This is a genomic window from Rhodanobacter sp. DHG33 (genome assembly GCF_014843005.1).
Taxonomy (GTDB): domain Bacteria; phylum Pseudomonadota; class Gammaproteobacteria; order Xanthomonadales; family Rhodanobacteraceae; genus Rhodanobacter_A.
This window is the reverse complement of the sequence record NZ_JACYXM010000005.1, coordinates 224,875-246,173: the sequence shown is the minus strand read 5'-3', so window position 1 is coordinate 246,173 and position 21,299 is coordinate 224,875. Positions and strand designations below refer to the sequence as shown.

Sequence of the window (21,299 nt, the reverse complement as noted above, 5' to 3'; positions counted from 1 at the left end):
CTTTCGTGTCGCTTTCTTACGGAATTTCGCCGGTTGTTGCGGTGCAACGCCTGCCAAATTCCCGGTCTGGACGGATGAAATCTTGCTTAAGGCAGGGTAAACGTCGCCAAGAAGTTTCGGTTGACTTGAAAAGGCGGCTGTTTCGCATGCGTTCACGCAAATTTTGTGACGCCGCCGCTTGAATTTCCTGCTGTTGCACTTTTGGGCTATCCTCAAAGTTTCCCCCGCGACGAAACCACGGCCCCGCCGCTGCCGGTTTCCGTGTTTGAACCCCCTAGTAACGAGGCTTACCTATGCGCAAGTTGGTTTTGTCGATGGCCGTACTGGCCTTGGCTGGCTGTGGCTCGTCCACGCCGTCGCAGACGGATGAAGGTGCCGCCGGCGCCAGTTCGACAGCTGCCGTCACGGCCAGCGCGGTAACCGGCACGATCTCGGTGCGCGGCACCACCCAGCCGTCGCCCAACGCGCAATTGGTGATCAACCTGGTCGACGTGTCTCCCTCCGCGGCCGGTTCGGCGCCGGTGGCCACCAAGACCGTGGCCTCGGGTGCCACCTTCCCTTACTCGTTCCAACTGGATTTCAAGCCGGCCGAGATCAAGTCGGCTGACATGTACGTCGTGCAGGTCACCCTCACGGACGGTGCGCGTCATTACGCCATGCCGATCCAGGCGCCGGTGATCACCCAGGGCAACAAGGATCAGGCTTCGATCGAACTGGTGGCCGAGCAGACACCGGCCGAGAAGGACCTGGCCGACTTCAACGCGCTGATCGCGCGCATCGGCGGCATGAAGGTCTCCTCCGGCACCAAGCTCGAAGACAATGCTTCGCGCGGCTGGCAGGTGTTCCGCCAGGACGGCGAGGTCAAGGTGATCCGCGAGCTGGTGGATCGTGGCGACAAGGGCTTCACCAGCACCGACTACGCCTACAAGAACGGTTCGCCGTGGGTGGCCGTGCAGCAGGAGAAGGCCAACAAGGATGCCGCGCCCAGCTCGACCGAGCGCGCAAGCTGGACCGAGAACGGCATGCTGGTGCTGCATGAGCAGCAGAACGGCGACAAGGCCGGCGATCTGAGCTCCGATGCCGCCAACAGCCTGCGCCAGCAGTCGCTGTCCATCTTCAGCCTTGCCGGCGGCAACAAGAAGAAGTAAGCCGCCTCGACAAGGCTGGCATACGAAAAAGCCGTCCGCATTGCGGACGGCTTTTTTATTGCAGCCGACTCTGGTGGCAGAGTCGGAAAAGGCGGCCATCCCTGGCCGTTCTTTCCAGCGGGCCGAAAGATCCGGCCGCAGCGATCAGAAGGCGTACTTCAGGCCCAGGTTGACGCTGTTGTACGTCTGGCTGTTGTCGCTGAAGTGGCCGTTGTAGCTGACCCAGCCGCTGAGCCGCTGGTTGAACTGCGCGGATAGGCCCAGGTCGACGGAACCCCAGTTCTTGTCGGGCGTGAAGCCCGCGAGCGCGAAGCTGCCGTTCATGGTGTTGAGGCCGGCGGTGATGTCGCGCGTATCCGCCTTGCTGTCGTTGTTCCAGCCGATGTCCGCGTAGGGCGTCAGCACGGTGTTGCCGGCCTGCCAGTTGCCCTGCACGCGCCAGCCCAGCGTGCCGATCAGCGCATTGCGCTGCTGGCGGCCGAACCACATGGCGGTGCTGTCGCTGCCGTCTTCGCTGTAGCCGTTGATCTTGATCGTCGCCCACTCGAGGTTGGCGTACGGGCCGGTGCGCAGGGTGCCGAAATCGAACCACCAGCCGCCGGTGAGGCCGCCGCCCAGGTGCGAGCCGTCGGCCTTGCCGGTTTCGCCACGCGAATCGGCGCCGATCTGGATGCGACGGTCGATGTCGCTGAAGTTGGACTGGCCGAAGTTCAGGTAGCCGCCCACGTAGCCGCCGCCCTGGTGGTAGGTGAGGTAGCCCAGGCCGCTGATGTCCTGCAGCTGGTAGCCGCCGCCGCCAGCGAAGCTGGCGTTGCTCTGGCCCACGCCCAGCGCGATGCCGGCCGAGAGGTTGTCGTTGATGTGCGCGTCGGCGCCCAGGGTGAGGTTGACGTCGTTGCTGGTGGTCTTCGGCGAGTTGCTCTGCGCGTCGTAGCTCTGGTGCGCATAGTTCACGTTGACGAAGGCGCGGGTGGCGCCGCCGTTGCTGTCGGCCAGCATTTCGTTGCGGATCGCGCTGGTCTGCGCGGTGGTGCTGGCCAATGCGGTCTCGCCGAGCAGCGAAATCTGGCCAGGCGCGTTGAGTTCGGACAGCACCACCTGGGCCAGCATGGCGTGCGCCGCCGTGGTGGGGTGGACGCCATCGGCGAACAGATAGCTCTGGTCAGCGCCTGCAGCGTAGGTGTAAGGCAGGCCAGAGCCTTGCGGACCGCACTGCACCGAACTGGAGCCGGCACCGCAGGCCGGCGTGGTGACGTTGCTGAAACCGTAGAGCGACGGGTTGGCGATCACCTCGTTGATCAATGCATAGGTGTTGACCGGGATGATGCCCTTGCCCATCTGACCCAGACCGGTGTTGAGCGTGCCGTTGAAGATCACGCTGAGATCGGTCAGCTGCCCGGCAGCCGTAGCGCCTTGCCCGGTGCCGTCGGGCGTCAGGCCGATATTGGGCAGGTTGAACACCAGGATGTTCTTGACGCCGGCGGACTGCAGTGCGCCGATCAGCTTCACTTCCTGCTGGGCGGCCGCGACGATCGAGGCCTGGGCCTGGTCGGCGGTCATCAGCGTGGAGACGCCGGCGGCGGCCTGCACCTGCTGGGTCACCGCGGCGGTCACCTGCTGGGTGATGGTGGGCGTCAGCGCCTGGATCTGCGCGGCGGTGTAGCCGGCGAGCTGCAGCTGGGCGATCTGCGCGGCCACGTTCTGCTGGATCAGCTGCTGCGCCGTGGCTGCGGCGCCGGCCGAGGTAGCGGCGTAGAAGATATCGTTCGCGCCGCCCCACATCGAATACAGGGCATGCGAGTCGACGCTGCCTGCAGCGAGATAGGCGTCCACCTGGTCGGTGATCGTCGGCACCGCGGACGGCGTGCCGGGCGAGTTGGTCAGCACGCCGGCGCCGCCCCAGGCGTAATCGGTGCCGCCTGCGAGCGACGGCCCCAGGGTGTAGCCCAGGCTACCGGCGAGATCCTGCACGGCCACGTGGCCCGGGTTGGTGGTGAATTCCAGCGGCGGTTGGATAGCCGGGTTGCTCGCCAGCGAGATGTTGCCGGCATCGCTCAGGCTGTCGCCGAACACGATGACCTTGCTGAAATCGGTGGCGCTGGCGGCGGTGCTGAACAGCAGGGCGGTGGCGATGGCGCCGACCAGGTGACGGGTACGAAGCATGAAAACACTCCCCACGGCCGGAATGGCCTTGTTAGCTAGACGTTACGGTTACGGTAAGGCATTCCATACGGAACCGCATGCTGCAGCGCATCGCCGCAGCATGCGGTCCGGGCACCGGCTTCAGCGCTTGATCGCGCGCGTCAACGCGTCGGCGAAGGCGCTGTTGGCCGGGGCGGGCGCCTGCTTGGGCGCAGCGCCCGGACGCGGACCACGGGCGTCGCGCTGCCCGGGGCGGGCATCGCCGCCAGCCGGCTTGCCGCGCGCCTGGCCCGGTTCGTCGTCGAGGCGCATCGACAGGCCGATGCGCTGGCGCGGGATGTCCACCTCCATCACCTTCACCTTGACGATGTCGCCGGCCTTCACCGCGTCGCGCGGATCCTTCACGAAGGTGTGCGACAGCGCCGAGACATGCACGAGGCCGTCCTGGTGCACGCCGATGTCCACGAAGGCGCCGAATGCGGCGACGTTGGTGACGCGGCCTTCGAGGATCATGCCCGGGCGCAGGTCCTTCACGTCCTCCACGCCCTCGGCGAAGCTGGGCGCGACGAATTCGGGGCGCGGGTCGCGACCGGGCTTTTCCAGTTCCTTGAGGATGTCGCGCACCGTGGGCACGCCGAACTTCTCGTCGGTGAACTGCTCGGGCTTGAGGCCGCGCAGGAAGCCGGTGTCGCCGATGATGTTGCGCACCTCACGGCCGCACTGGGCGATGATGCGCTCCACCACCGGATAGGCTTCGGGGTGTACCGCGCTGGCATCCAGCGGGTTGTCGCCATTGGGCACGCGCAGGAAGCCCGCGCACTGCTCGAACGCCTTGTCGCCCAGGCGCGGCACCTTGAGCAGCGCCTTGCGGTTGGCGAAGGCGCCGTTGGCGTCGCGGTGCTTCACCACGTTCTCGGCCACGCTGGCGGAAAGGCCGGCCACGCGCGACAGCAGCGCAGCGGAGGCGGTGTTCACGTCCACGCCCACCGCGTTTACGCAGTCCTCGACCCTGGCGTCCAGCGCGCGCGCCAGCTTCACCTGGTTCACGTCGTGCTGGTACTGGCCCACGCCGATCGCCTTGGGTTCGATCTTCACCAGTTCGGCCAGCGGGTCTTGCAGGCGGCGTGCGATGGAGACGGCACCGCGCAGGCTCACGTCCAGCTCGGGGAATTCCTTCGCGGCGGTTTCCGACGCGGAGTACACCGAGGCGCCGGCCTCGCTCACCACGACCTTCGACAGCTTGTGCTCGGCGTGCGTCCTGGCCAGGCCCTTGATGAGTTCGCCGGCCAGCTTGTCGGTCTCGCGCGAGGCGGTGCCGTTGCCGATGGCGATGAGGTCCACGCTGTGCTTCTGGCACAGGCGCGCCAGCGCGGCCAGCGACTCGTTCCACTGCCGGCGCGGCTCGTGCGGATAGATGGTGTCGGTGGCCAGCAGCTTGCCGGTGGCATCGACCACGGCCACCTTGCAGCCGGTGCGGATGCCGGGGTCGAGTCCCATCACCGTCTTGGCGCCGGCCGGCGCGGCCAGCATCAGGTCCTTGAGGTTGTCGCCGAACACGCGGATCGCTTCGTCTTCCGCGCCTTCACGCACGCGGCCGAACAGGTCCAGCGTGAGGTGCAAATGCAGCTTCACGCGCCAGGTCAGGCGTACGGTCTCGCGCAGCCATGTATCGGCCGGACGGCCACGGTCATGAATGCCGGCATGCGCGGCCACGCGGCCTTCGCCTTCGGCGTGGCCCTGCTCGGCCTCTGCCGCGGGCAGCAGGTCCAGCTCGATCACGCCTTCGTTGCGCGCGCGCATCAGCGCCAGCAAGCGGTGCGAGGGAATCTTGCCGACGGCTTCCATGTGATCGAAGTAGTCGCGGAACTTGGCACCCTCGTTTTCCTTGCCCTCCACTACCTTGGCGCGGATCTGGCCCTTGTCCCACAGCCAGTCGCGCAGTTCGCCCACCAGGTGCGCGTCTTCGGCGATGGACTCCATCAGGATCGCGCGGGCGCCGTCGAGCGCAGCGCGCGCATCGGGCACGCCCTTGTCGGCATCGACGAAGGTTTCCGCGAAAGTCTCGGGTGTTTGCGTGGGATCTTCGCGCAGGCCTAGCGCCAGCGGTTCCAGCCCCGCCTCGCGCGCGATCTGCGCCTTGGTGCGGCGCTTCGGCTTGTAGGGCAGGTAGAGGTCTTCCAGGCGCGCCTTGGTGTCGGCGGCGAGGATGTCGTTCTTCAACGCATCGGTGAGTTTGCCCTGTTCCTCGACGCTGGCGAGGATCGCGGCGCGGCGCTCCTCCAGTTCGCGCAGGTAGTGCAGGCGTTCTTCCAGCAGGCGGAGTTGGGTGTCATCGAGACCGCCGGTGACTTCCTTGCGGTAGCGCGCGATGAACGGCACGGTGGCGCCGCCGTCGAGCAAATCGACCGCCGCGCGCACCTGTTCGGTCTTGGCGGCGATGTCCTGGGCAATGCGTTGTTCGATGCTGAGCATGGGATGGAGCGTGTCCTTGCAGGTGGAGCGAGTCGACGATGATAACAAGCAGGCCACATCGCCCCGGAAAAGAAAGCGGCGCCGGGGCGGACCCCGGCGCCGTGTTCGCCAGACGGCGGATCAGGCGTTGAACGAACCGCCGTTGCCCGTCGGCTTCGTGGTCGCATCCTTGAACTCGCTGGCGCGGCCGTTCAGCACCAGGGTGTTGCAGATGATGTCGTGCAGGCCCTGCTTGCGCTGGGTGAAGGCCACCATGATGAAGCCGATGCAGAGAATGATGGCGCTGAGCAGCTTGCCGAAATAGCGCCCGATGGCGCGGCCGAGGCTGATTCGCCGGCCATCCAGGTCGGTGACGCGGATACCCAGGGCCAGCTTGCCCACCGTGCCCTGCCAGGCCGAGCTTTCGCAGAAACCGAAGTACAGCACGGCGATCACGAGGCCGATCAGCATGGCCGGCCATGCGGCAACGAAGTAGTGCACCTGCGCCTCGTGGATGGCCTGCATGTCACCGGCCGCACTCTGGATCGCGTCGTTCATGACCTTCTTCGCGGCGCTGGCGCCGGTGACCGATTCGACCAGCATCTGCGGAATCCACAGGATGATGGCGTCGAGGATGTAAGCCGCCACGCGCTTCCAGAAACCCGCGTAGTCTTCCAGCGACGCGGCCGTGGTCTGGGGGAAACCTGGTGCTGCGGCAGGCGGCGGCGGATAAGAGCCGCCCGTGGCTTGGGTCGTGGCAGGCGTCGCATCGGGGTACAGCACCGACAGCGGCTGCCAGTCGGCGAGGCCTTCGCGCCACGCGAGATCGCTGCCGCTGACCTGGCCGCTGCGCAGCCACGCGCGCACGTCCTCTTCCTTGTACGGGCCATGGCGTTCGCCGTTGCGTCCGATCCAGATTTCCATCGCATGCACTCCCCGGGTGGTGAATGCCTCGATGATGCCATGCCACGTGTTGCGTGGGGTGTGCCGGAAGGCGGGAAATGCTCAGGCGGCGTGGCGCTTCAAATGCACCAGCAGCAGCGAGATCGCCGCGGGAGTGACGCCGCTGATGCGCGCGGCTTGGCCGAGGGTGGCGGGCTGCACGCGCTTAAGCTTGAGCAGCACTTCGGAAGACAGGCCGCGCACCTTGTCGTAGTCGAAGCTGGACGGAATCGCGGTCTGCTCGTGGCGGCGCTGGCGCTCGATTTCGTCGCGCTGGCGCTCCAGGTAACCCGCGTACTTGGTCTGCACCTCGACCTGCGCGGCCACGTCCTCGCGCTCCACGGCGGGGCCGAGGCCGGCGACCGTGGCGAGTGCGGTGTAGTCCACCTCGGGGCGGCGCAGCAGGTCCAGCGCATTGGTCTCGCGGCTCAGCGCGATGCCGAGCTGGCGTTCGATCGCCGCGCCCAATGCATTGTTCGGTGCGGCCCACAACGCGGCGAGGCGCTGCGTCTCGCGTTCCACCGACTCGCGCTTTGCGCGCAGCGCGTCGAAGCGCGCCTGCGGCACCGCGCCCAGCGTATAGCCCTGCTCGGTCAGGCGCAGGTCGGCATTGTCCTCGCGCAAGTGCAGCCGGTATTCGGCGCGCGAGGTGAACATGCGGTAGGGCTCGATGGTGCCGTTGCTGGTGAGATCGTCGATCAGCACGCCGATGTAGGCCTCGTCGCGGCGCGGGTACCACGGCGCCTTGCCCTGTGCGGACAGCGCGGCGTTGAGGCCGGCGATCAGGCCCTGCGCGCCGGCCTCCTCGTAGCCGGTGGTGCCGTTGATCTGGCCGGCGAAGTACAGGCCGGGAATCGCCTTGGTCTCCAGCCAGGGGTTGAGGCCGCGCGGATCGAAGTAGTCGTATTCGATGGCGTAGCCCGGCCGCGTGATGTGCGCGTGTTCGAAGCCCTTGATCGACTGCACCAGCGCCAGCTGCACGTCGAACGGCAGCGAGGTGGAGATGCCGTTCGGGTAGATTTCGAACGTGCCCAGCCCTTCCGGCTCGATGAAGATCTGGTGCGAGGCCTTCTCCGCGAAGCGCACCACCTTGTCCTCGATGGACGGGCAGTAGCGGGGGCCTACGCCTTCGATCTGGCCGGTGTAGAGCGGCGAGCGGTCGAGTGCGCCGCGGATCAGCTCGTGCGTTCGTTCGGTGGTGTGGGTGATCCAGCAGCTCGCCTGACGCGGGTGTTCGTCGCGCGAGCCGAGGTAGGAGAACACCGGCGCCGGATCGTCGCCGCGCTGTTCCTCCAGCCCGGAGAAATCGATGCTGCGCCGGTCGATGCGCGGCGGCGTGCCGGTCTTGAGGCGGTCCGCCGCCAGCGGCAGCTCGCGCAGCCGCGCCGCCAGCGCGCTGGCCGGCGGGTCGCCGGCGCGGCCACCGGCGTACTGGGCGGGGCCGATGTGGATCTTGCCGGCGAGGAAGGTGCCCGCCGTGAGCACAATCGACCTTGCACGGAAGGAAACGCCCATTTGCGTCACCACACCCACGGCGCGGTCGCCTTCCACGATCAGGTCGTCCACCGCCTGCTGGAACAGGTCGAGGTTGGGCTGGCTCTCCACGATGTGGCGGATCGCGGCGCGGTACAGCGCACGGTCGGCCTGGCAGCGGGTGGCGCGCACCGCCGGCCCCTTGGAGGCATTGAGCGTGCGCCATTGGATGCCGGCGAGGTCCGCCGCATGCGCCATCGCGCCGCCCAGCGCATCGATCTCCTTCACCAGGTGACCCTTGCCGATGCCGCCGATGGCCGGGTTGCAGCTCATCGCGCCCACGGTTTCGATGCTGTGGGTCAACAGCAGCGTGCGCGCGCCGGTGCGCGCGGCCGCCAGCGCAGCTTCGGTGCCGGCGTGGCCGCCGCCGATCACGATCACGTCGTAGTGGGTGGGATGGAGCATGGGTGCGTTCTGGTTGGAGCCGGGTAGGTTTCAATGATACCGCGCACACCAAGAGGCACTTGGCATGCAAACTGCTTTACCTGTCCTGCACTTTCATGGGCAGCGGCTGCGCGAATACGTGCGCCGGGATCGGGAGGACAGGGGCCTGATCGCGTGCCATGAAAGGGAGCAGGACGGCGCCCTTCGGGGCGCCGTCGTTTTTTGGTCGACATTCAACCCGGGGCCGTTGCCGGCGCGATGCCCGAATCGCCTCCGTCGTTTTCTGCGACGGAAAAAACGAAACCCCGCAAAATGCGGGGTTTCGTTGTTTAGATCTGGCGCCCGGCGGTCTCAGGAACAGGGGGAATCCAGGATGACCGTAATGCCGGACGCCAGAAACTGGGAAACTTGGATATCTGGCTACCCCGTCCGCCAGATCGTGGATCGATAATCGCCGCAAGAAGGTGAACATGCGGTGACTATGGCGCAACTTTCTGCCGGTGCATGACAGCTGCTGACGTGGTGCGTCAGTTTCGCGCGATGGCCGGATTGCGCTGCGTGACCAAAATCACACTTTGGCACAACCGATGCATGCTCTTGGCAACAGGAAACGGGGAGCTGCCATGGGCGCCAACATCGATTTCGAAAAGGTCTTTCCGCATCACGATCTGCTGATCGAGATCGGCCGCATAGAGATGGCGATGGAAACCCTGGAGGAGCGCGCCGAGAGCGAGCGGGTGGCGTTGCTGCCGCGTCTGGAGTCGCGCATCGTGCGGCTGCGCACCGCGCTGAGCAGCCTGCCGGTATGAACCTGTCCCGGTCGGGCGCAAAGCCCGGCGGGAATGAAGCGGCGGCCACGGCCGCCGCTTTGCGTTTCAGCCCTTGAGCATGTTGCCCGCGATCTCCGCGAGATTGCGCGAAATCTTGTCGTGGGCCATCAAGGACGCCAGCGCGGCATGAGCCGCTTCGCGACGCTGCGGTTCCAGCCGCTGCCAACCGTTGAACGCGGTGGCGAGGCGGGCGGCGATCTGCGGGTTCAGCGCATCCAGCGCCAGCAGGCGTTCGGCATACAGCCGGTAGCCGGCACCGTCGGGGCGATGGAAGCCGGTAGGGTTGCCGTTGGCCCAGGTGCCCAGCAGGGCGCGGGCACGGTTCGGATTCTTCAGCGTGAAGGCGGGGTCGCCCTCCAGCGCCTGCACGCGGGCCAGCGCAGCTTCGCCCGGCAATTGCGCCTGCAGCGCGAACCACTTGTCGAGCGCCAGCGGATCGTTCGCATAGCGCGTGCGGTAGTGCGCCAGCGGCTCGCTGCTGCGCGCGGCGTCGTATCGCGCCAGCACGGCGAGCGCGGCGAGGCGGTCGGTCATGCTGGGCGCATCGCGGTATTGCGCGACCGCATGGTCGCAGGCCTTGCCGGCATCGAGCAGGGCCAGCAGCTGCAGCACGCGCTGCTTGAGGCTGCGCCCGGCCTGGCTGGCGGCGTCGATGTCGGCCGTGGATCGTGCGGCAAGTGCGCGATAGCGCGCGTCCAGCGCATCGCCGCCGATGCGCGTGGCGAGGCGGTGCTGCAATTGCTGGCGCAGTGCATGGATGCGCGTCGGATCGACCGCCGTCTCGCGTTCCGCCAGCTCGATCTCGCCGGGCGGAGTAAGCAGGCCGGCGAGCAGCGCATCGTCGACGCGCGCATCGCCGAACAGGGTGGCCAGCGCGTCGCACCAGGCATCCACGGCATCGGCGGCGGTGCCGTCGCGCAAGGCGTCGATGGCGCGCACGGCGAGCTGCTGGCCGGCCTCCCAGCGGTTGAAGCCGTCGGGATCGTGGCTCAGCAGCAGCGCGAGTTCGGTCGGCGCGTAATCGCATTCCAGGATCGCCGGTGCGGAGAAGCCGCGCAGCAGCGAGGGTACGGGTCGTTCGGCCACGTCGCGGAACACGAAGCGCTGCTCGGCCTCGGTCAGCACCACCACGATCTCGCGGTCGGCCGTCTGGCCGTCCAGATGCAAGGGAAGCATCCGGCCGTCTTTGCCGAACAGCGCCAGCTTCACCGGTATCGGCACGGGCTGCTTGTGCGGTTGCTGCTGGCTGGTCGGAGTGCGCTGCGACAGCGTGAGCGCGTATTCGCGGCGTGCGGCATCGTATTCGCCATGCGCCCGCAACCGCGGCGTACCGGCCTGGCCGTACCACGCGAGATAGGGCGTGAGGTCGATGCCGTTCGCTTCGCCGAGCGCGGCGAGGAAATCCTCGATGGTGGCGGCGCGTCCGTCGTTGCGGCTGAAGTACAGGTCGCTGCCGCGGCGGAAACCTTCCGCACCCAGCTTGCCTGCCAGCATGCGCACCAGCTCGGCACCTTTCTCGTACACAGTGGCGGTGTAGAAATTGTTGATCTCGCGGTACTCGGCGGGGCGCACCGGGTGCGCCAGCGGGCCCGCGTCCTCGGGAAACTGCGCGCGACGCAGCAGGGCCACGTCCTCGATGCGCTTCAGCGGCGCCGAGTTCATGTCGGCGGAGAAGCACTGCTCGCGGTAAACGGTGAAGCCTTCCTTGAGGCTCAGCTGGAACCAGTCGCGGCAGGTGACGCGGTTGCCGCTCCAGTTGTGGAAATACTCGTGCGCGACCACCGCTTCCACGCGGCGGTATTCGTCGTCGGTGCTGGAGTCGGGATCGGCCAGCAGGCACTTCGTGTTGAAGATGTTGAGGCCCTTGTTCTCCATCGCGCCCATGTTGAAGTCGTGGGTGGCGACGACGTGGAACACGTCGAGGTCGTAGTTGCGCCCGTAGGTCTGCTCGTCCCAGCGCATCGAGCGTTCCAGTGCATCCATCGCGTAGTGGCAACTGGCGATGGCGTCGGCCTCGGCCCAGATCTTCAGCTGCACGTCGCGGCCGTCGGCGGTGCGGTAGTCGCGTTCGATCTTTTCCAGCCGGCCGGCGACCAGGGCGAAAAGATAGGCGGGCTTGGGATGCGGATCGGCGAAGCGCGCCCAGTGGCGACCATCGGGCAGCTCGCCCGCACCATCGGGATCGCCGCCGGCCAGCAGCACCGGGAAACGCGCGCGGTCGGCGCGCAGCGTCACGGTATAGATGGACTGCACGTCGGGGCGGTCCGGGAAGAACGTGATGTGGCGGAACCCCTGCGCCTCGCATTGAGTGAGCAGGAAGCCGGTCTCGCGCGGACCGGAAAGGTACAGGCCTTCCAGCGCGGTGTTCGCGGCGGGATGCACGCGCACGCATGTTTCCAGCACGCTGCCGTCGCGCGCGCCGTCCACTTCCAGGCCGCCGTCGAACAGGCGCCACGCATCGGCCGGCAGCGGCTGGCCGTCCAGCGCGATGGCGAGCAGTTCGAGGTTCTCGCCGTCGAGTCGCAGCGGTTCGTCCTGGGCGGGATCGCGGCGCAGCAGCAGCTTCGCGCTCACTTCGGTCGCGGCGATGTCCAGCTCGAATTCCAGTTCCGCCCGTTCCACCCGCCAGGCCGGCGGCCGGTAGTCGGCGAGGCGGATCGGCAGGCTGGGGGCGTCGGGTCGGGCGTTCATGCGGGGACAATCAGGCGAAGGAATGGATCAGGCTAACATGCGGGGTCTTTCCCCCGCCTTCAACCGGAGTTCGCCGATGACGCGCTTTCTTGCCACCGAAGCCATGCTGGGCAAGCAGCCCGTAGTGCAACTGGAAGATGCCGTGGGTGGGCGCCGCGTGCGCATCGCGCGGCTCGGTGCGGCGCTGCTGAACTTCGAGGCGAGCGAGGGCGGCACGTGGTTCGATTACGCCGACGGCTACCGCGACGATGCGGAAATCGTCGCACGCTCCGGTTCGCGCTTCGCGATCATGGTGCCGTTCGGCGGTCGCATCGCCGATGCGCGTTACACCTTCGACGGCCAGCCGCAGGACCTGCAGCCCGGCGTGGTGGGCGACGCGCGCGCCAGCCGCCATGGTTTCGTGCGCGGCACCACCTTCGATCTCGCCGCGCTTGCCGCGGACGAACGGCAGGCGCACGTGACGCTGGCCACGCCTGCGATCCGTCCGCAGCCGGGCTATCCGCACTCGATCGACCTGGCAGTGACGTTCACGCTGGACGCAGCCGGCCTGACGCTGGAAGTCGCGATGCGCAACGTGGGCGACAGCGCGGCGCCGTGCTTCTTCGGCTGGCACCCGTATTTCCGTCTGGCCGATGCACTGGTGGACGGCTGGGAGCTGCAGATTCCCGGTGAAGGGTTGATCCGCACCGGCGCCGACCTGATCGCGCTGCCCGGCGCGGCGGCGTATGTGGCGCTGGACGATGCCCCCGCGATGGATTTCCGTGAGCCGCGCGCGATCGGCGGGCAGATCCTCGACCAGAGCTACAACGAATTGCAGCCGGATGCCGATGGCCGCATCCGCACCCACCTGCGCGATCCGGCCAGCGGCCGTGCGCTGGTGGTGTGGCAGGAGCATGGCCTGATGCATGCCTTCACTTCCGACACGATCAGCCGCGATGTGCGCCGCGCCATTGCGCTGGAGCCGATGGAGTGCATGGCGAACGCGTTCAACCGGCCCGAATGCGCGGATGCGATCCGCCTGCTGCCGGGTGCGGAACGCCGCTACCGCTGCGGCGTGGAGATCGTGAAGGCATGAACGCGCTGCCCGACATCGGCGCCATCCGCGACGCCGCCGCGCGCATCGCGCCGCATGCGGTGGTGACGCCGGTGCTGCGCAGCGCGGTACTGGATGCGCTGGTCGGCGCCGAGCTGCACTTCAAGTGCGAGAACCTGCAGCGCGGCGGCGCGTTCAAGTTCCGCGGCGCGTGCAATGCGGTCTGGTCGCTGTCGGACGAGGAGGCAGCGCGCGGCGTGGTCACGCATTCCTCCGGCAATCACGGCAACGCGCTGGCGCTGGCCGCTGCCACGCGCGGTATCCAGGCGCACGTGGTAGTGCCCGAGGGTGCCGTGCAGGCCAAGCTGGAAGCCATCGCGCGCGCCGGCGGCACGCTGCATCGCTGCGCGCCCACGCAGGCCGCACGCGAAGCGATGTGCGATCAGGTGCAGGCGCAGACTGGCGCCGCGCTGGTGCATCCTTATGCCGATGCGCGGGTGATGGCGGGGCAGGGAACCCTTGCGCTGGAATTGCTGGGCCAGGCGCCGCAGCTCGATGCACTCATCACGCCGGTCGGCGGTGGCGGCCTGGCCGCCGGCGTGGCCATCGCCGCGCATGCGCTGAAGCCGGGGCTTGCGCTGTTCGCTGCGGAACCCGCTGGTGCCGACGATGCGGCCCGCTCGCTGGCAGCGGGCGCGCGCATCGAAAGCCTGTCGCCGGACACGGTGTGCGACGGCCTGCGCGCCTTGATGGGCCAGCCGAATTTCGAAGCCTTGCGCGCGCACCGCGTGGAAGTCATCACGGTGAGCGACGCGGAAACCGTCGCCGCGATGCGCCTGCTGTGGAGCGAACTGAAACAGGTGGTGGAGGTGTCCAGCGCCACCGTGCTGGCAGCGATGCTCAAGCAGCCCCGACGTTTCGCCGGCATGCGCGTGGGCCTGGTGCTCACCGGCGGCAACGTCGACCTCGACGCATTGCCGTGGTGACGCAGGCTCAGGCCGCGGCGGATTCCTCGACGGGCATTGCCGGCTCGGCCTGCGCCGTGGGGTGAGCCCCGGGCAGGTGGTGCGCCAGCGCGTGCAGGTCGAGCTGGTCGACCGGGACCGGGCGCAGGGTGACCGGATCGAACGCCACCTCGCCCGGCTTCCAGCCCTCCCGCCGGAATACCGTGCACAGGAAGCGCTTCGTCGAAGCCCAGTGCAGGCCGAGCAGGCCGTGATTGTTGTCCGCGTCCACCACGGGGTCGCCCACGCCGGTGGGGCGCGGCGGCTCGCCGTACAGCGCGGTGCCGAACAGCACGTCCCAGATCGAGAACACCTGGCCGAAGTTGCAGTTGTGCAGCCCGGGGCGCTCGGGATCGACCAGCATGTGGTGCAGGCGGTGGAATTTCGGATCGACCAGCAGGCGCTCGAACAGGCGCCCGAAGCCGAGGCGCGTGTTGGTGTGCGACAGGTTCTGCACCAGCTCGCCCAGCAGCATCAGCCACGCGAATTCGTCGGGATCCACGCCCATCGCGAGGCCCACCACGGCGAGGATCATCGACTGGATGAAGCCGTCGATCAGGTTGCCGCGGTCGTTCGTCCAGCAGCTCATCTGCCGCGTGCTGTGGTGCATGCTGTGCAGCGCCCACCACCACGGCAGCGCGTGCTGGGTGCGGTGCATCCAGTAGTACACGAAGTCGTATACCAGGTAGTACACGCCGAACAGCACGTAGGGATGGCCGTTGAACCACGGCACCAGGGTGGTCAGCGCCAGCGGCGAGCCGGTGCTGGAAGTGCCCGCGTCGGCACCGCCAAGCAGGTTGCTGAAGGGCATCAGGATCAGGTACGTGAACAGCGGAAAGATGCCCACCAGCATCATCACCGTGTAGTTGCGGTCCACCAGGGTGAGCTTGCGGTCGGTCCACTTCTCCGCAGGGAAGAAGGTTTCCAGCGGCCGGAAGAGGAAGCCGATGATGCAGATCTGCAGCGCGGCGATCAGCAGCGATGCGGCGATGTCGCGCGGATCGCCGGAGAGCTTGCCGAGATGCAGCAGGTCGAGCGCAGGCGTCACCGCATGGGCGCTCAGCCAATCGACCAGGTGTGACCACAATTGAAGCAGCGAAAACATCGGCAAATCCGCGGGGAACGGCAGCCCGCATGATACCGCCGCGGCTTCGGTGTCGCGCTGAATGCGGCCGCGCGAATTTGCGATGCGCTCAGCGCCGCAGTCTCACGCCGCTCACCGCGCACAGCCCCAGCAGCACGAAGGCGATGCCCAGCCATTCCATCGGCCTGGGCTCCTCGTGCAGGATCGCCCACGCCAGCAGCACGCCCACGATGGGCACGCCGAGGCTGCCCACGCTGGCCAGCGTGGTGGGCAAGCGGCGCAGCACGATCGACCATAGCCACCATGCCAGGCTGGACGCCATCAGCACGCTGTACGCCAAACCGGCGACGAAGGCGCCGCTCCACGTGATGCTACGCTGCGGCACCGCCAGCGCCACGATGCCCAGCGCCACGCCACCGGCCAGCATCTGCCACGCGGTGAGATTGAGCGCGGACACCGCGTGCAGCCGGAACAGACGCTTGCTCAGCACGGTGCCTGCCGCCCATGCCGCGCCGCCGGCGATGGCCAGTGTCGTGCTCGCCGCATTGCCCAGTCCGCGCCACGGCTCGATGATGCAGACGAGGCCCAGCGCGGCGAGCGACACGCCCAGCCAGTGCCGTCCCGTGGGCCGCTCGTGCAGGATCAGCCACGCCAGCAGCACCGCCCAGAACGGCATGGTGTAGGCCAGCAGCGCCACGTGGCCCGCGCCGCCGCTGACCAGCGCCCATTGCTCCAGGCCCTGGAACGCCGCGGTCTGGCACAGGCCGATCAGAACGGTGGCGAGCAAGGGCGGCGGCTTCAGCGGCTGGCGCGTCAGCGCCAGCGCCGCGAACAGCACGGTCGCGCCAAGCAGGTAGCGCATCGCCGCGAAGTCGAACGGTCCCGCAAACGCCAGGACCTGCTTCATCACTACCCAGCTGTAGGCCCACAGCAGGATGGTGGCGAGCAGCGCCAGCATGGCGCCGCGCTGCGAGGCAGGTTGATCGGGCATGGGCGATATCGCGTGGAGGAGGCGCGAGTGTATTGCCTCCGGAGGCCGGCCGGCGTTCACTGTGCGCTTCGCGCCGAGCGCGCTCCGCCGGAACCACCGCATGCAACGTTGCCACTGGGCTTCTGCCGACGACGCGCTGATGTGCGCCTACCACGACACCGAATGGGGCGTGCCGCTGCACGACGACAACCTGCTGTTCGAGTTCCTCTGCCTGGAAGGCGCGCAGGCGGGCCTGTCGTGGCGCACCGTGCTGGCCAAGCGCGACAACTACCGCAAGGCCTTCCACGGTTTCGACATCGCCCGCGTGGCGGCGATGAAGGATCGCGAGCTGGAGAAACTGTTGCTCGACCCGGGCATCATCCGCAACCGCCTCAAGGTGACGGCGGCGCGCGACAACGCGATCGCCGCGCAGAAGGTCATCGACGAATTCGGCAGCCTCGATGCCTACCTCTGGTCGTTCGTGGACGGCAAGCCGTGGCTCAACCGCTGGAAGGACAAGAGCGAGGTGCCCGCCAGCACGCCGCTCTCCGACCGCATGAGCAAGGCGCTGAAGAAGCGCGGCTTCCGCTTCGTCGGCACCACCATCTGCTATTCGCTGATGCAGGCGACGGGGATGATCAACGATCACCTCGTGGGGTGCTTCCGGCACAAGGCGTGTGCCGGCGGTCACCGATAGTCGGGCCATCGCTTCGAAGTGCGGCTCGGTCGGCGCGTGCAGCGGGTGGATGCGCCGCAGATCGACTGGACCGCGTCGCCGAGTTGCGCGCGCTTCCAACTGGGACTGTCCGCCGCGCCAGCGCGCCGGCACGCAGCTCCGTGCCAGCCGCATCTACGTGGAGGCGCTGCACGCGGCGTTGCTGGCGGCTTGCCCGGGGACGTGACCGCGCCGCGCGCCTCGGCGATCGCAAAATCTCGCCCCTGTTACGATGCGGCCATGCCACGCATCACCGGGTCCCGCGGATGAAGGGAAAGGCCACATCGTTCGACATCGCCCACCTCGCCGGGGTCTCGCAGTCCACGGTGTCGCGGGCGCTGCGCGGCAGTCCGCTGGTGAGCGAAGAGACGCGGCGGCGCATCCAGTCCGCGGCCGACCGGCTCAACTACAAGGTGGACAAGAACGCCTCCAACCTGCGCCGCCAGCACACCGGCACGCTGGCGCTGCTGCTGTTCGAGGATCCCACCGCCGACGATTCGCACATCAACCCGTTCTTCCTCTCGATGCTGGGTTCGATCACCCGCGCCAGCGCGCAGCGCGGCTACGATCTGCTGATCTCGTTCCAGCAGTTCTCGCGCGACTGGCACGCCGACTTCGCCGGCAGCCAGAAGGCCGACGGCCTGATCCTGCTCGGCTACGGCGACTACCAGTCGCACCGCGACAAGCTGGAGAAGCTGGTGGCGCAGGGCACGCGCTTCGTGCGCTGGGGTGCGGTGCTGCCCGGGCAGCCCGGGGTGTCGATCGGTTGCGACAATTTCGCCGGCGGCCGGTTTGCCACCGCCCACCTGATCGAGCAGGGCTGCCGGCGCATCGCCTTCCTTGGCGACGCCACGCCGCACTATCCCGAGTTTCACGAGCGCTACCGCGGTTATGCGGCGGCGCTGCACGAGGCCGGGCTGCCGGTGGAAGAATCCCTGCAGGCCGACGCCGAGACCACCGAGCGTGCCGGCTACGAAGCGGCCGAGCTGCTGCTCGAACGCGGCGAGAAATTCGACGCGGTGTTCGGCGCCAGCGACCTGATCGCGATCGGCGCCCTGCGCGCCCTGGCCGAGCGCGGCCTGAGCGTACCGGGCGATGTGGCGCTGGTCGGCTTCGACGACATTCCCATGGCCAGCTTCGTCAACCCCGCGCTGACCACTGTGCGGCAGGACACCGGCAAGGCCGGCGAAGTGCTGGTGGAGCAGCTGCTGCGGCTGATCCACGGCGAAGGCGCCGAAAGCGCCATGTTGCCGGCGCAGCTGAAGGTGCGGCGATCCAGCCTGTGGCCCGGAGCTGGCGCATGATCTTGCGAAGAAAATGTGCTCGCTCTCACATTGTGGGGAGGCGGGCGAAGGCATAAGCTGCCTGAGGAACGCTGCGCAAGGGGGGCGGTGATCCATGGGGAGCGATCCGTACGAGGCGGCATCACGCCGTGCCTTCGAGCGCGTTCCCGAGGCGTACCTGGCGCTCGACACGGACGGGCGCTGCACCTACGTCAATGCCGCGGCCGCGGCCCTTTTCGGCGGCCGTAGCGAAGACCTGCTCGGCAAGCAGGTCTGGACGGAATTTGCGGACGAAACCCTGCAGTCGTTCCGCGCGACCTGCGAACAGGCCATGGCCGAACAGCAGGCCCGCGCCGTCGAGGGATGGTTCGCAAAGCCCGGGCGCTGGTTCGTGGGCTGGGCGTATCCGGCCCACGACGGTCTCACGCTGCTGTTCCGGGACATCGACGATCGCAAGCGCGAAGAGTTGCGTCTGCAGGCGCAGCGGAGGCTGATGGATCAGGCCCAGGAGCTGGCGCAAGTGGGCAACTGGATCTGGGAGATCGCCACCGACCGTGTCGAATGGTCGGAGGAGCTGTACCGCATCTACGGCGTGGACCCGGCGCAGCACACGGCCACGTTCGAGGCCTATCTGGCGCGGGTGCATGCGGACGACCGCGAACGGGTGTCCGACGCCATCCAGCGGGCGCTGCGCTACTGCAGCGCATTCGAGTTCGAGGAGCGCATCCAGCGGCCCGACGGGGAAGAGCGCGTGCTGTACAGCCGCGGCGTGGTGGAGGCGGATGCCGACGGCCACGCCGTGTGCATGCTGGGAGTCTGCCAGGACATCACCGAGCGCAGGCGCGACGAACGCATGGCCGCCGGGCAGCACGAGATCCTGCTCGGCATCGCCGCGCCATGCCCTCTGGCGGAAAACCTCGGCAACATCGCCCGCCTGCACGAGGCGCTGAATCCGGGGTCGCTGTGCTCTCTGCTGCTACTCGACGACACCGGCCGATACTTACTGCACGGTGCCGCGCCCAGTTTGCCGCAGACCTACAACCAGGCCGTCCGCGGGCTGGAAATCGCCGATGAATGCGGCTCCTGCGGCACGGCGGCGTGGCGCGGCAAGCGCGTGGTGGTGGAAGACATTGCCACGCATCCGTACTGGACGCGGGGTCGGTCGGTAGCCATGGCGCACGGCCTGCGCGCGTGCTGGTCGACGCCCGTGTTCGACAGCCGGGGCAAGGTGCTGGGCACGTTCGCGGTGTATTACCGCGAGCCGCGTGTGCCGCGCCCGGACGAGCTGGACAGCATCGACCGCCTGCTGCCGCTCACCGGCATCGCCATCGAAAGTGCGCGCCTGCTCGAGCGCTTGCACAAGCGCAATCGCTTCTTCGAGATGTCGCAGGAGATCTTCTGCATCCTCGATCCGCGCGAGGAACGCATCGTGCAGTTCAACCCCTTCCTGCAGCGCCTCACCGGCTACGGCGCCGACGAGCTGAAGGCGCACAGCTACCGGCAATTTTTGCTGCCGGCGTCGGGCGACGCCTCGGCGGAAGCGATCCCGGCGGCCATCGCGCCGGGGCAGACGCGCGAGTTCGTCAACCACTGCATCGCCAGGGACGGCAGCGAGCACCGGCTGGAGTGGACCGCGTTCGCCGCGTCCGATGGTCTGCTCTACGCCGTGGCACGCGATATCACCGGTCGTCATCAGGCCGAGGAGAAACTGATCCACGCGGCCAGCCACGATCCGATTTCTGGCCTGCCGCGCCGCGCGCTGCTGGAAGAGGCCATCGCAGGGATGCTGCGCAATCCGTGGAGCGAAGTCTGGGTGGTATTGCTCGGCCTCGACCGTTTCCAGGTGGTCAACGAGTCGGTGGGCCACGTGATCGGCGACGACGTGCTGCGGCACGTGGCCGACCGCCTGCGTGCGGCGCTGGACATGCAATGGCCGCTTGCCTGCATCGCCGGCGACAAGTTCGCGGTGGCGGCGGAAGGCCTGGATCGGGAGGCGGCGCTCGCGCTCGCCGAGCGCCTGCGCGCCGAAGTGGCGCGGCCCATCGAAGAACGTGATTACCGCCTGCTGCTCACCGCGAGCGCCGGCATCAGCCACTCGCCCGTGCATGGCGATACCCCTGCCGCGCTGCTGCGCGGCGCCGAGGCGGCGATGATGCAGGCCAAGCGCGAGGGCCGTGACCGCATCGGCGAGTTCAGCGTCGCGCAGAAGCATGAGCTGGACGAGCGCGTGCTGTTCGGCGGCCACCTGCGCGATGCGCTGCGCCGCGACGAACTGGTGCTCTATTACCAGCCGCAATACCGCGCGCTCGACCACGCACTCACCGGTTTCGAGGCGTTGCTGCGCTGGAATTGCGGCGATCAGGGCCAGGTGATGCCGGGTCGCTTCATTCCGGTGGCCGAAGCGCTGGGCCTGATGCCGGAGATCGGCGGCTGGGTGTTCGCGCAGGCTGCGCGTCAGCTGCGCGAGTGGATCGACCGCGGCCACCGCCGGTTTACCCTTGCGGTGAACGTTTCGGCCCAGCAGATACAGCATCCGCATCTGGTCGAGCAGGTGGCCACGGCGCTGAAGCGCCACGGCGTGCCGGGGTCGATGCTGGAAATCGAGATGACCGAAAGCGCGCTGATGGAAAACGTGGCGCGCATCCGCCTGACGCTGGCCGGCCTGAAGTCGCTGGGCGTGCGCCTGGCGCTGGACGATTTCGGTACCGGCTATTCCAGCCTCGCCTATCTGAAGCAATTCCCGATCGACAAGCTGAAGATCGACCAGAGCTTCGTGCGAGACCTGCCCGACGATGCCGGCGACGGCGCCATCGTGCAAACCATCATCGAGTTGGGCCACCAACTAGGCATGCTGGTTTCGGCCGAGGGTGTGGAAACCCCGGGCCAGGCCATCTTCCTCGCCGGCATGGGGTGCGACGAACTGCAAGGGCGCAGTTTCGGCATGGCGCTGCCGGCAGCGGACGTCGAGCACTATTTCGTCAATGTGCGGAATCCGTCGTCGGCCTGAAGCATCGCGCCCCGGAAACCTTGCCGCGCCGTATCTGGAAACGGGGGTCATTCCAGCGAGACGCTTTTCGACGGCCGGGCCT

14 protein-coding genes are annotated in these 21,299 nt (G+C 67.8%); 7 read left to right on the top strand and 7 right to left on the bottom strand.

Annotated features, from left to right (window positions below; all coding sequences use genetic code 11):
- Positions 1 to 293: 293 nt before the first annotated feature.
- Positions 294 to 1,148, top strand: a complete 855-nt coding sequence (locus IHE46_RS11625) for a YbaY family lipoprotein (RefSeq protein WP_192164805.1) — start codon at positions 294 to 296, stop codon at positions 1,146 to 1,148.
- Between the two features lie 144 nt (positions 1,149 to 1,292).
- Here the strand turns inward: IHE46_RS11625 and IHE46_RS11620 are convergent, their stop codons facing one another.
- From IHE46_RS11620 to mnmG, 4 genes are all read right to left on the bottom strand, one after another.
- Positions 1,293 to 3,311 (bottom strand): autotransporter domain-containing protein, encoded by a 2,019-nt coding sequence (locus tag IHE46_RS11620; protein ID WP_192164804.1) that lies wholly within the window; start codon positions 3,309 to 3,311, stop codon positions 1,293 to 1,295.
- A gap of 120 nt (positions 3,312 to 3,431) precedes the next feature.
- Positions 3,432 to 5,762: a Tex family protein gene (locus IHE46_RS11615; RefSeq protein WP_192164803.1), complete on the bottom strand. Its 2,331-nt coding sequence runs from the start codon at positions 5,760 to 5,762 to the stop codon at positions 3,432 to 3,434.
- 120 nt (positions 5,763 to 5,882) lie between these two features.
- Entirely contained in the window at positions 5,883 to 6,665 is a 783-nt protein-coding gene (locus IHE46_RS11610; protein ID WP_192164802.1) for an RDD family protein, read from the bottom strand.
- An 81-nt stretch (positions 6,666 to 6,746) separates the two neighbouring features.
- Positions 6,747 to 8,621: a tRNA uridine-5-carboxymethylaminomethyl(34) synthesis enzyme MnmG gene (gene mnmG / locus IHE46_RS11605; RefSeq protein WP_192164801.1), complete on the bottom strand. Its 1,875-nt coding sequence runs from the start codon at positions 8,619 to 8,621 to the stop codon at positions 6,747 to 6,749.
- Between the two features lie 602 nt (positions 8,622 to 9,223).
- Here mnmG and IHE46_RS11600 point away from each other — a divergent pair.
- The gene (locus IHE46_RS11600) at positions 9,224 to 9,409 is read left to right on the top strand and encodes a hypothetical protein (RefSeq protein WP_192164800.1); all 186 of its coding nucleotides are present in this window, start codon (positions 9,224 to 9,226) and stop codon (positions 9,407 to 9,409) included.
- A 66-nt stretch (positions 9,410 to 9,475) separates the two neighbouring features.
- On the opposite strand, the gene pepN is transcribed toward IHE46_RS11600, so the two are convergent.
- Positions 9,476 to 12,121, bottom strand: a complete 2,646-nt coding sequence (gene pepN / locus IHE46_RS11595; RefSeq protein WP_192164799.1) for an aminopeptidase N — start codon at positions 12,119 to 12,121, stop codon at positions 9,476 to 9,478.
- Positions 12,122 to 12,197: 76 nt separating this feature from the next.
- Between pepN and IHE46_RS11590 the strand changes: the two genes are divergently transcribed.
- Positions 12,198 to 13,196, top strand: coding sequence for an aldose epimerase (locus tag IHE46_RS11590; protein ID WP_192164798.1), 999 nt, complete (start codon positions 12,198 to 12,200; stop codon positions 13,194 to 13,196).
- A complete protein-coding gene (locus tag IHE46_RS11585; protein WP_192164797.1) occupies positions 13,193 to 14,140 on the top strand; it encodes a pyridoxal-phosphate dependent enzyme in 948 nt (315 codons plus the stop codon). Before IHE46_RS11590 ends, IHE46_RS11585 begins: the two co-directional genes overlap by 4 nt.
- Positions 14,141 to 14,147: 7 nt before the next feature.
- On the opposite strand, the gene IHE46_RS11580 is transcribed toward IHE46_RS11585, so the two are convergent.
- Together IHE46_RS11580 and IHE46_RS11575 are read right to left on the bottom strand one after the other, a co-directional pair.
- The gene (locus IHE46_RS11580) at positions 14,148 to 15,263 is read right to left on the bottom strand and encodes a sterol desaturase family protein (protein WP_192164796.1); all 1,116 of its coding nucleotides are present in this window, start codon (positions 15,261 to 15,263) and stop codon (positions 14,148 to 14,150) included.
- A gap of 88 nt (positions 15,264 to 15,351) precedes the next feature.
- Positions 15,352 to 16,233 carry a DMT family transporter gene (locus IHE46_RS11575; protein ID WP_225563004.1) on the bottom strand — a complete coding sequence of 294 codons (882 nt, stop codon included), beginning with the start codon at positions 16,231 to 16,233 and terminating at the stop codon, positions 15,352 to 15,354.
- Positions 16,234 to 16,333: 100 nt separating this feature from the next.
- Here IHE46_RS11575 and IHE46_RS11570 point away from each other — a divergent pair, with 100 nt between their 5' ends.
- From IHE46_RS11570 to IHE46_RS11560, 3 genes are all read left to right on the top strand, one after another.
- Positions 16,334 to 16,909: a DNA-3-methyladenine glycosylase I gene (locus tag IHE46_RS11570; protein WP_192164795.1), complete on the top strand. Its 576-nt coding sequence runs from the start codon at positions 16,334 to 16,336 to the stop codon at positions 16,907 to 16,909.
- Between the two features lie 284 nt (positions 16,910 to 17,193).
- Positions 17,194 to 18,231 carry a LacI family DNA-binding transcriptional regulator gene (locus IHE46_RS11565; protein WP_192164794.1) on the top strand — a complete coding sequence of 346 codons (1,038 nt, stop codon included), beginning with the start codon at positions 17,194 to 17,196 and terminating at the stop codon, positions 18,229 to 18,231.
- A 94-nt stretch (positions 18,232 to 18,325) separates the two neighbouring features.
- Complete coding sequence (locus IHE46_RS11560; RefSeq protein ID WP_192164793.1) at positions 18,326 to 21,217, top strand: EAL domain-containing protein; 2,892 nt, start codon at positions 18,326 to 18,328, stop codon at positions 21,215 to 21,217.
- Positions 21,218 to 21,299 lie beyond the last annotated feature (82 nt).

Coding starts and splice junctions, on each gene's coding strand:
- IHE46_RS11625 (WP_192164805.1), top strand. CDS start 294: ATGCGCAAGTTGGTTTTGTCGATGGCCGTACTGGCCTTGGCTGGCTGT.
- IHE46_RS11620 (WP_192164804.1), bottom strand. CDS start 3,311: ATGCTTCGTACCCGTCACCTGGTCGGCGCCATCGCCACCGCCCTGCTG.
- IHE46_RS11615 (WP_192164803.1), bottom strand. CDS start 5,762: ATGCTCAGCATCGAACAACGCATTGCCCAGGACATCGCCGCCAAGACC.
- IHE46_RS11610 (WP_192164802.1), bottom strand. CDS start 6,665: ATGGAAATCTGGATCGGACGCAACGGCGAACGCCATGGCCCGTACAAG.
- mnmG (WP_192164801.1), bottom strand. CDS start 8,621: ATGCTCCATCCCACCCACTACGACGTGATCGTGATCGGCGGCGGCCAC.
- IHE46_RS11600 (WP_192164800.1), top strand. CDS start 9,224: ATGGGCGCCAACATCGATTTCGAAAAGGTCTTTCCGCATCACGATCTG.
- pepN (WP_192164799.1), bottom strand. CDS start 12,121: ATGAACGCCCGACCCGACGCCCCCAGCCTGCCGATCCGCCTCGCCGAC.
- IHE46_RS11590 (WP_192164798.1), top strand. CDS start 12,198: ATGACGCGCTTTCTTGCCACCGAAGCCATGCTGGGCAAGCAGCCCGTA.
- IHE46_RS11585 (WP_192164797.1), top strand. CDS start 13,193: ATGAACGCGCTGCCCGACATCGGCGCCATCCGCGACGCCGCCGCGCGC.
- IHE46_RS11580 (WP_192164796.1), bottom strand. CDS start 15,263: ATGTTTTCGCTGCTTCAATTGTGGTCACACCTGGTCGATTGGCTGAGC.
- IHE46_RS11575 (WP_225563004.1), bottom strand. CDS start 16,233: ATGCCCGATCAACCTGCCTCGCAGCGCGGCGCCATGCTGGCGCTGCTC.
- IHE46_RS11570 (WP_192164795.1), top strand. CDS start 16,334: ATGCAACGTTGCCACTGGGCTTCTGCCGACGACGCGCTGATGTGCGCC.
- IHE46_RS11565 (WP_192164794.1), top strand. CDS start 17,194: ATGAAGGGAAAGGCCACATCGTTCGACATCGCCCACCTCGCCGGGGTC.
- IHE46_RS11560 (WP_192164793.1), top strand. CDS start 18,326: ATGGGGAGCGATCCGTACGAGGCGGCATCACGCCGTGCCTTCGAGCGC.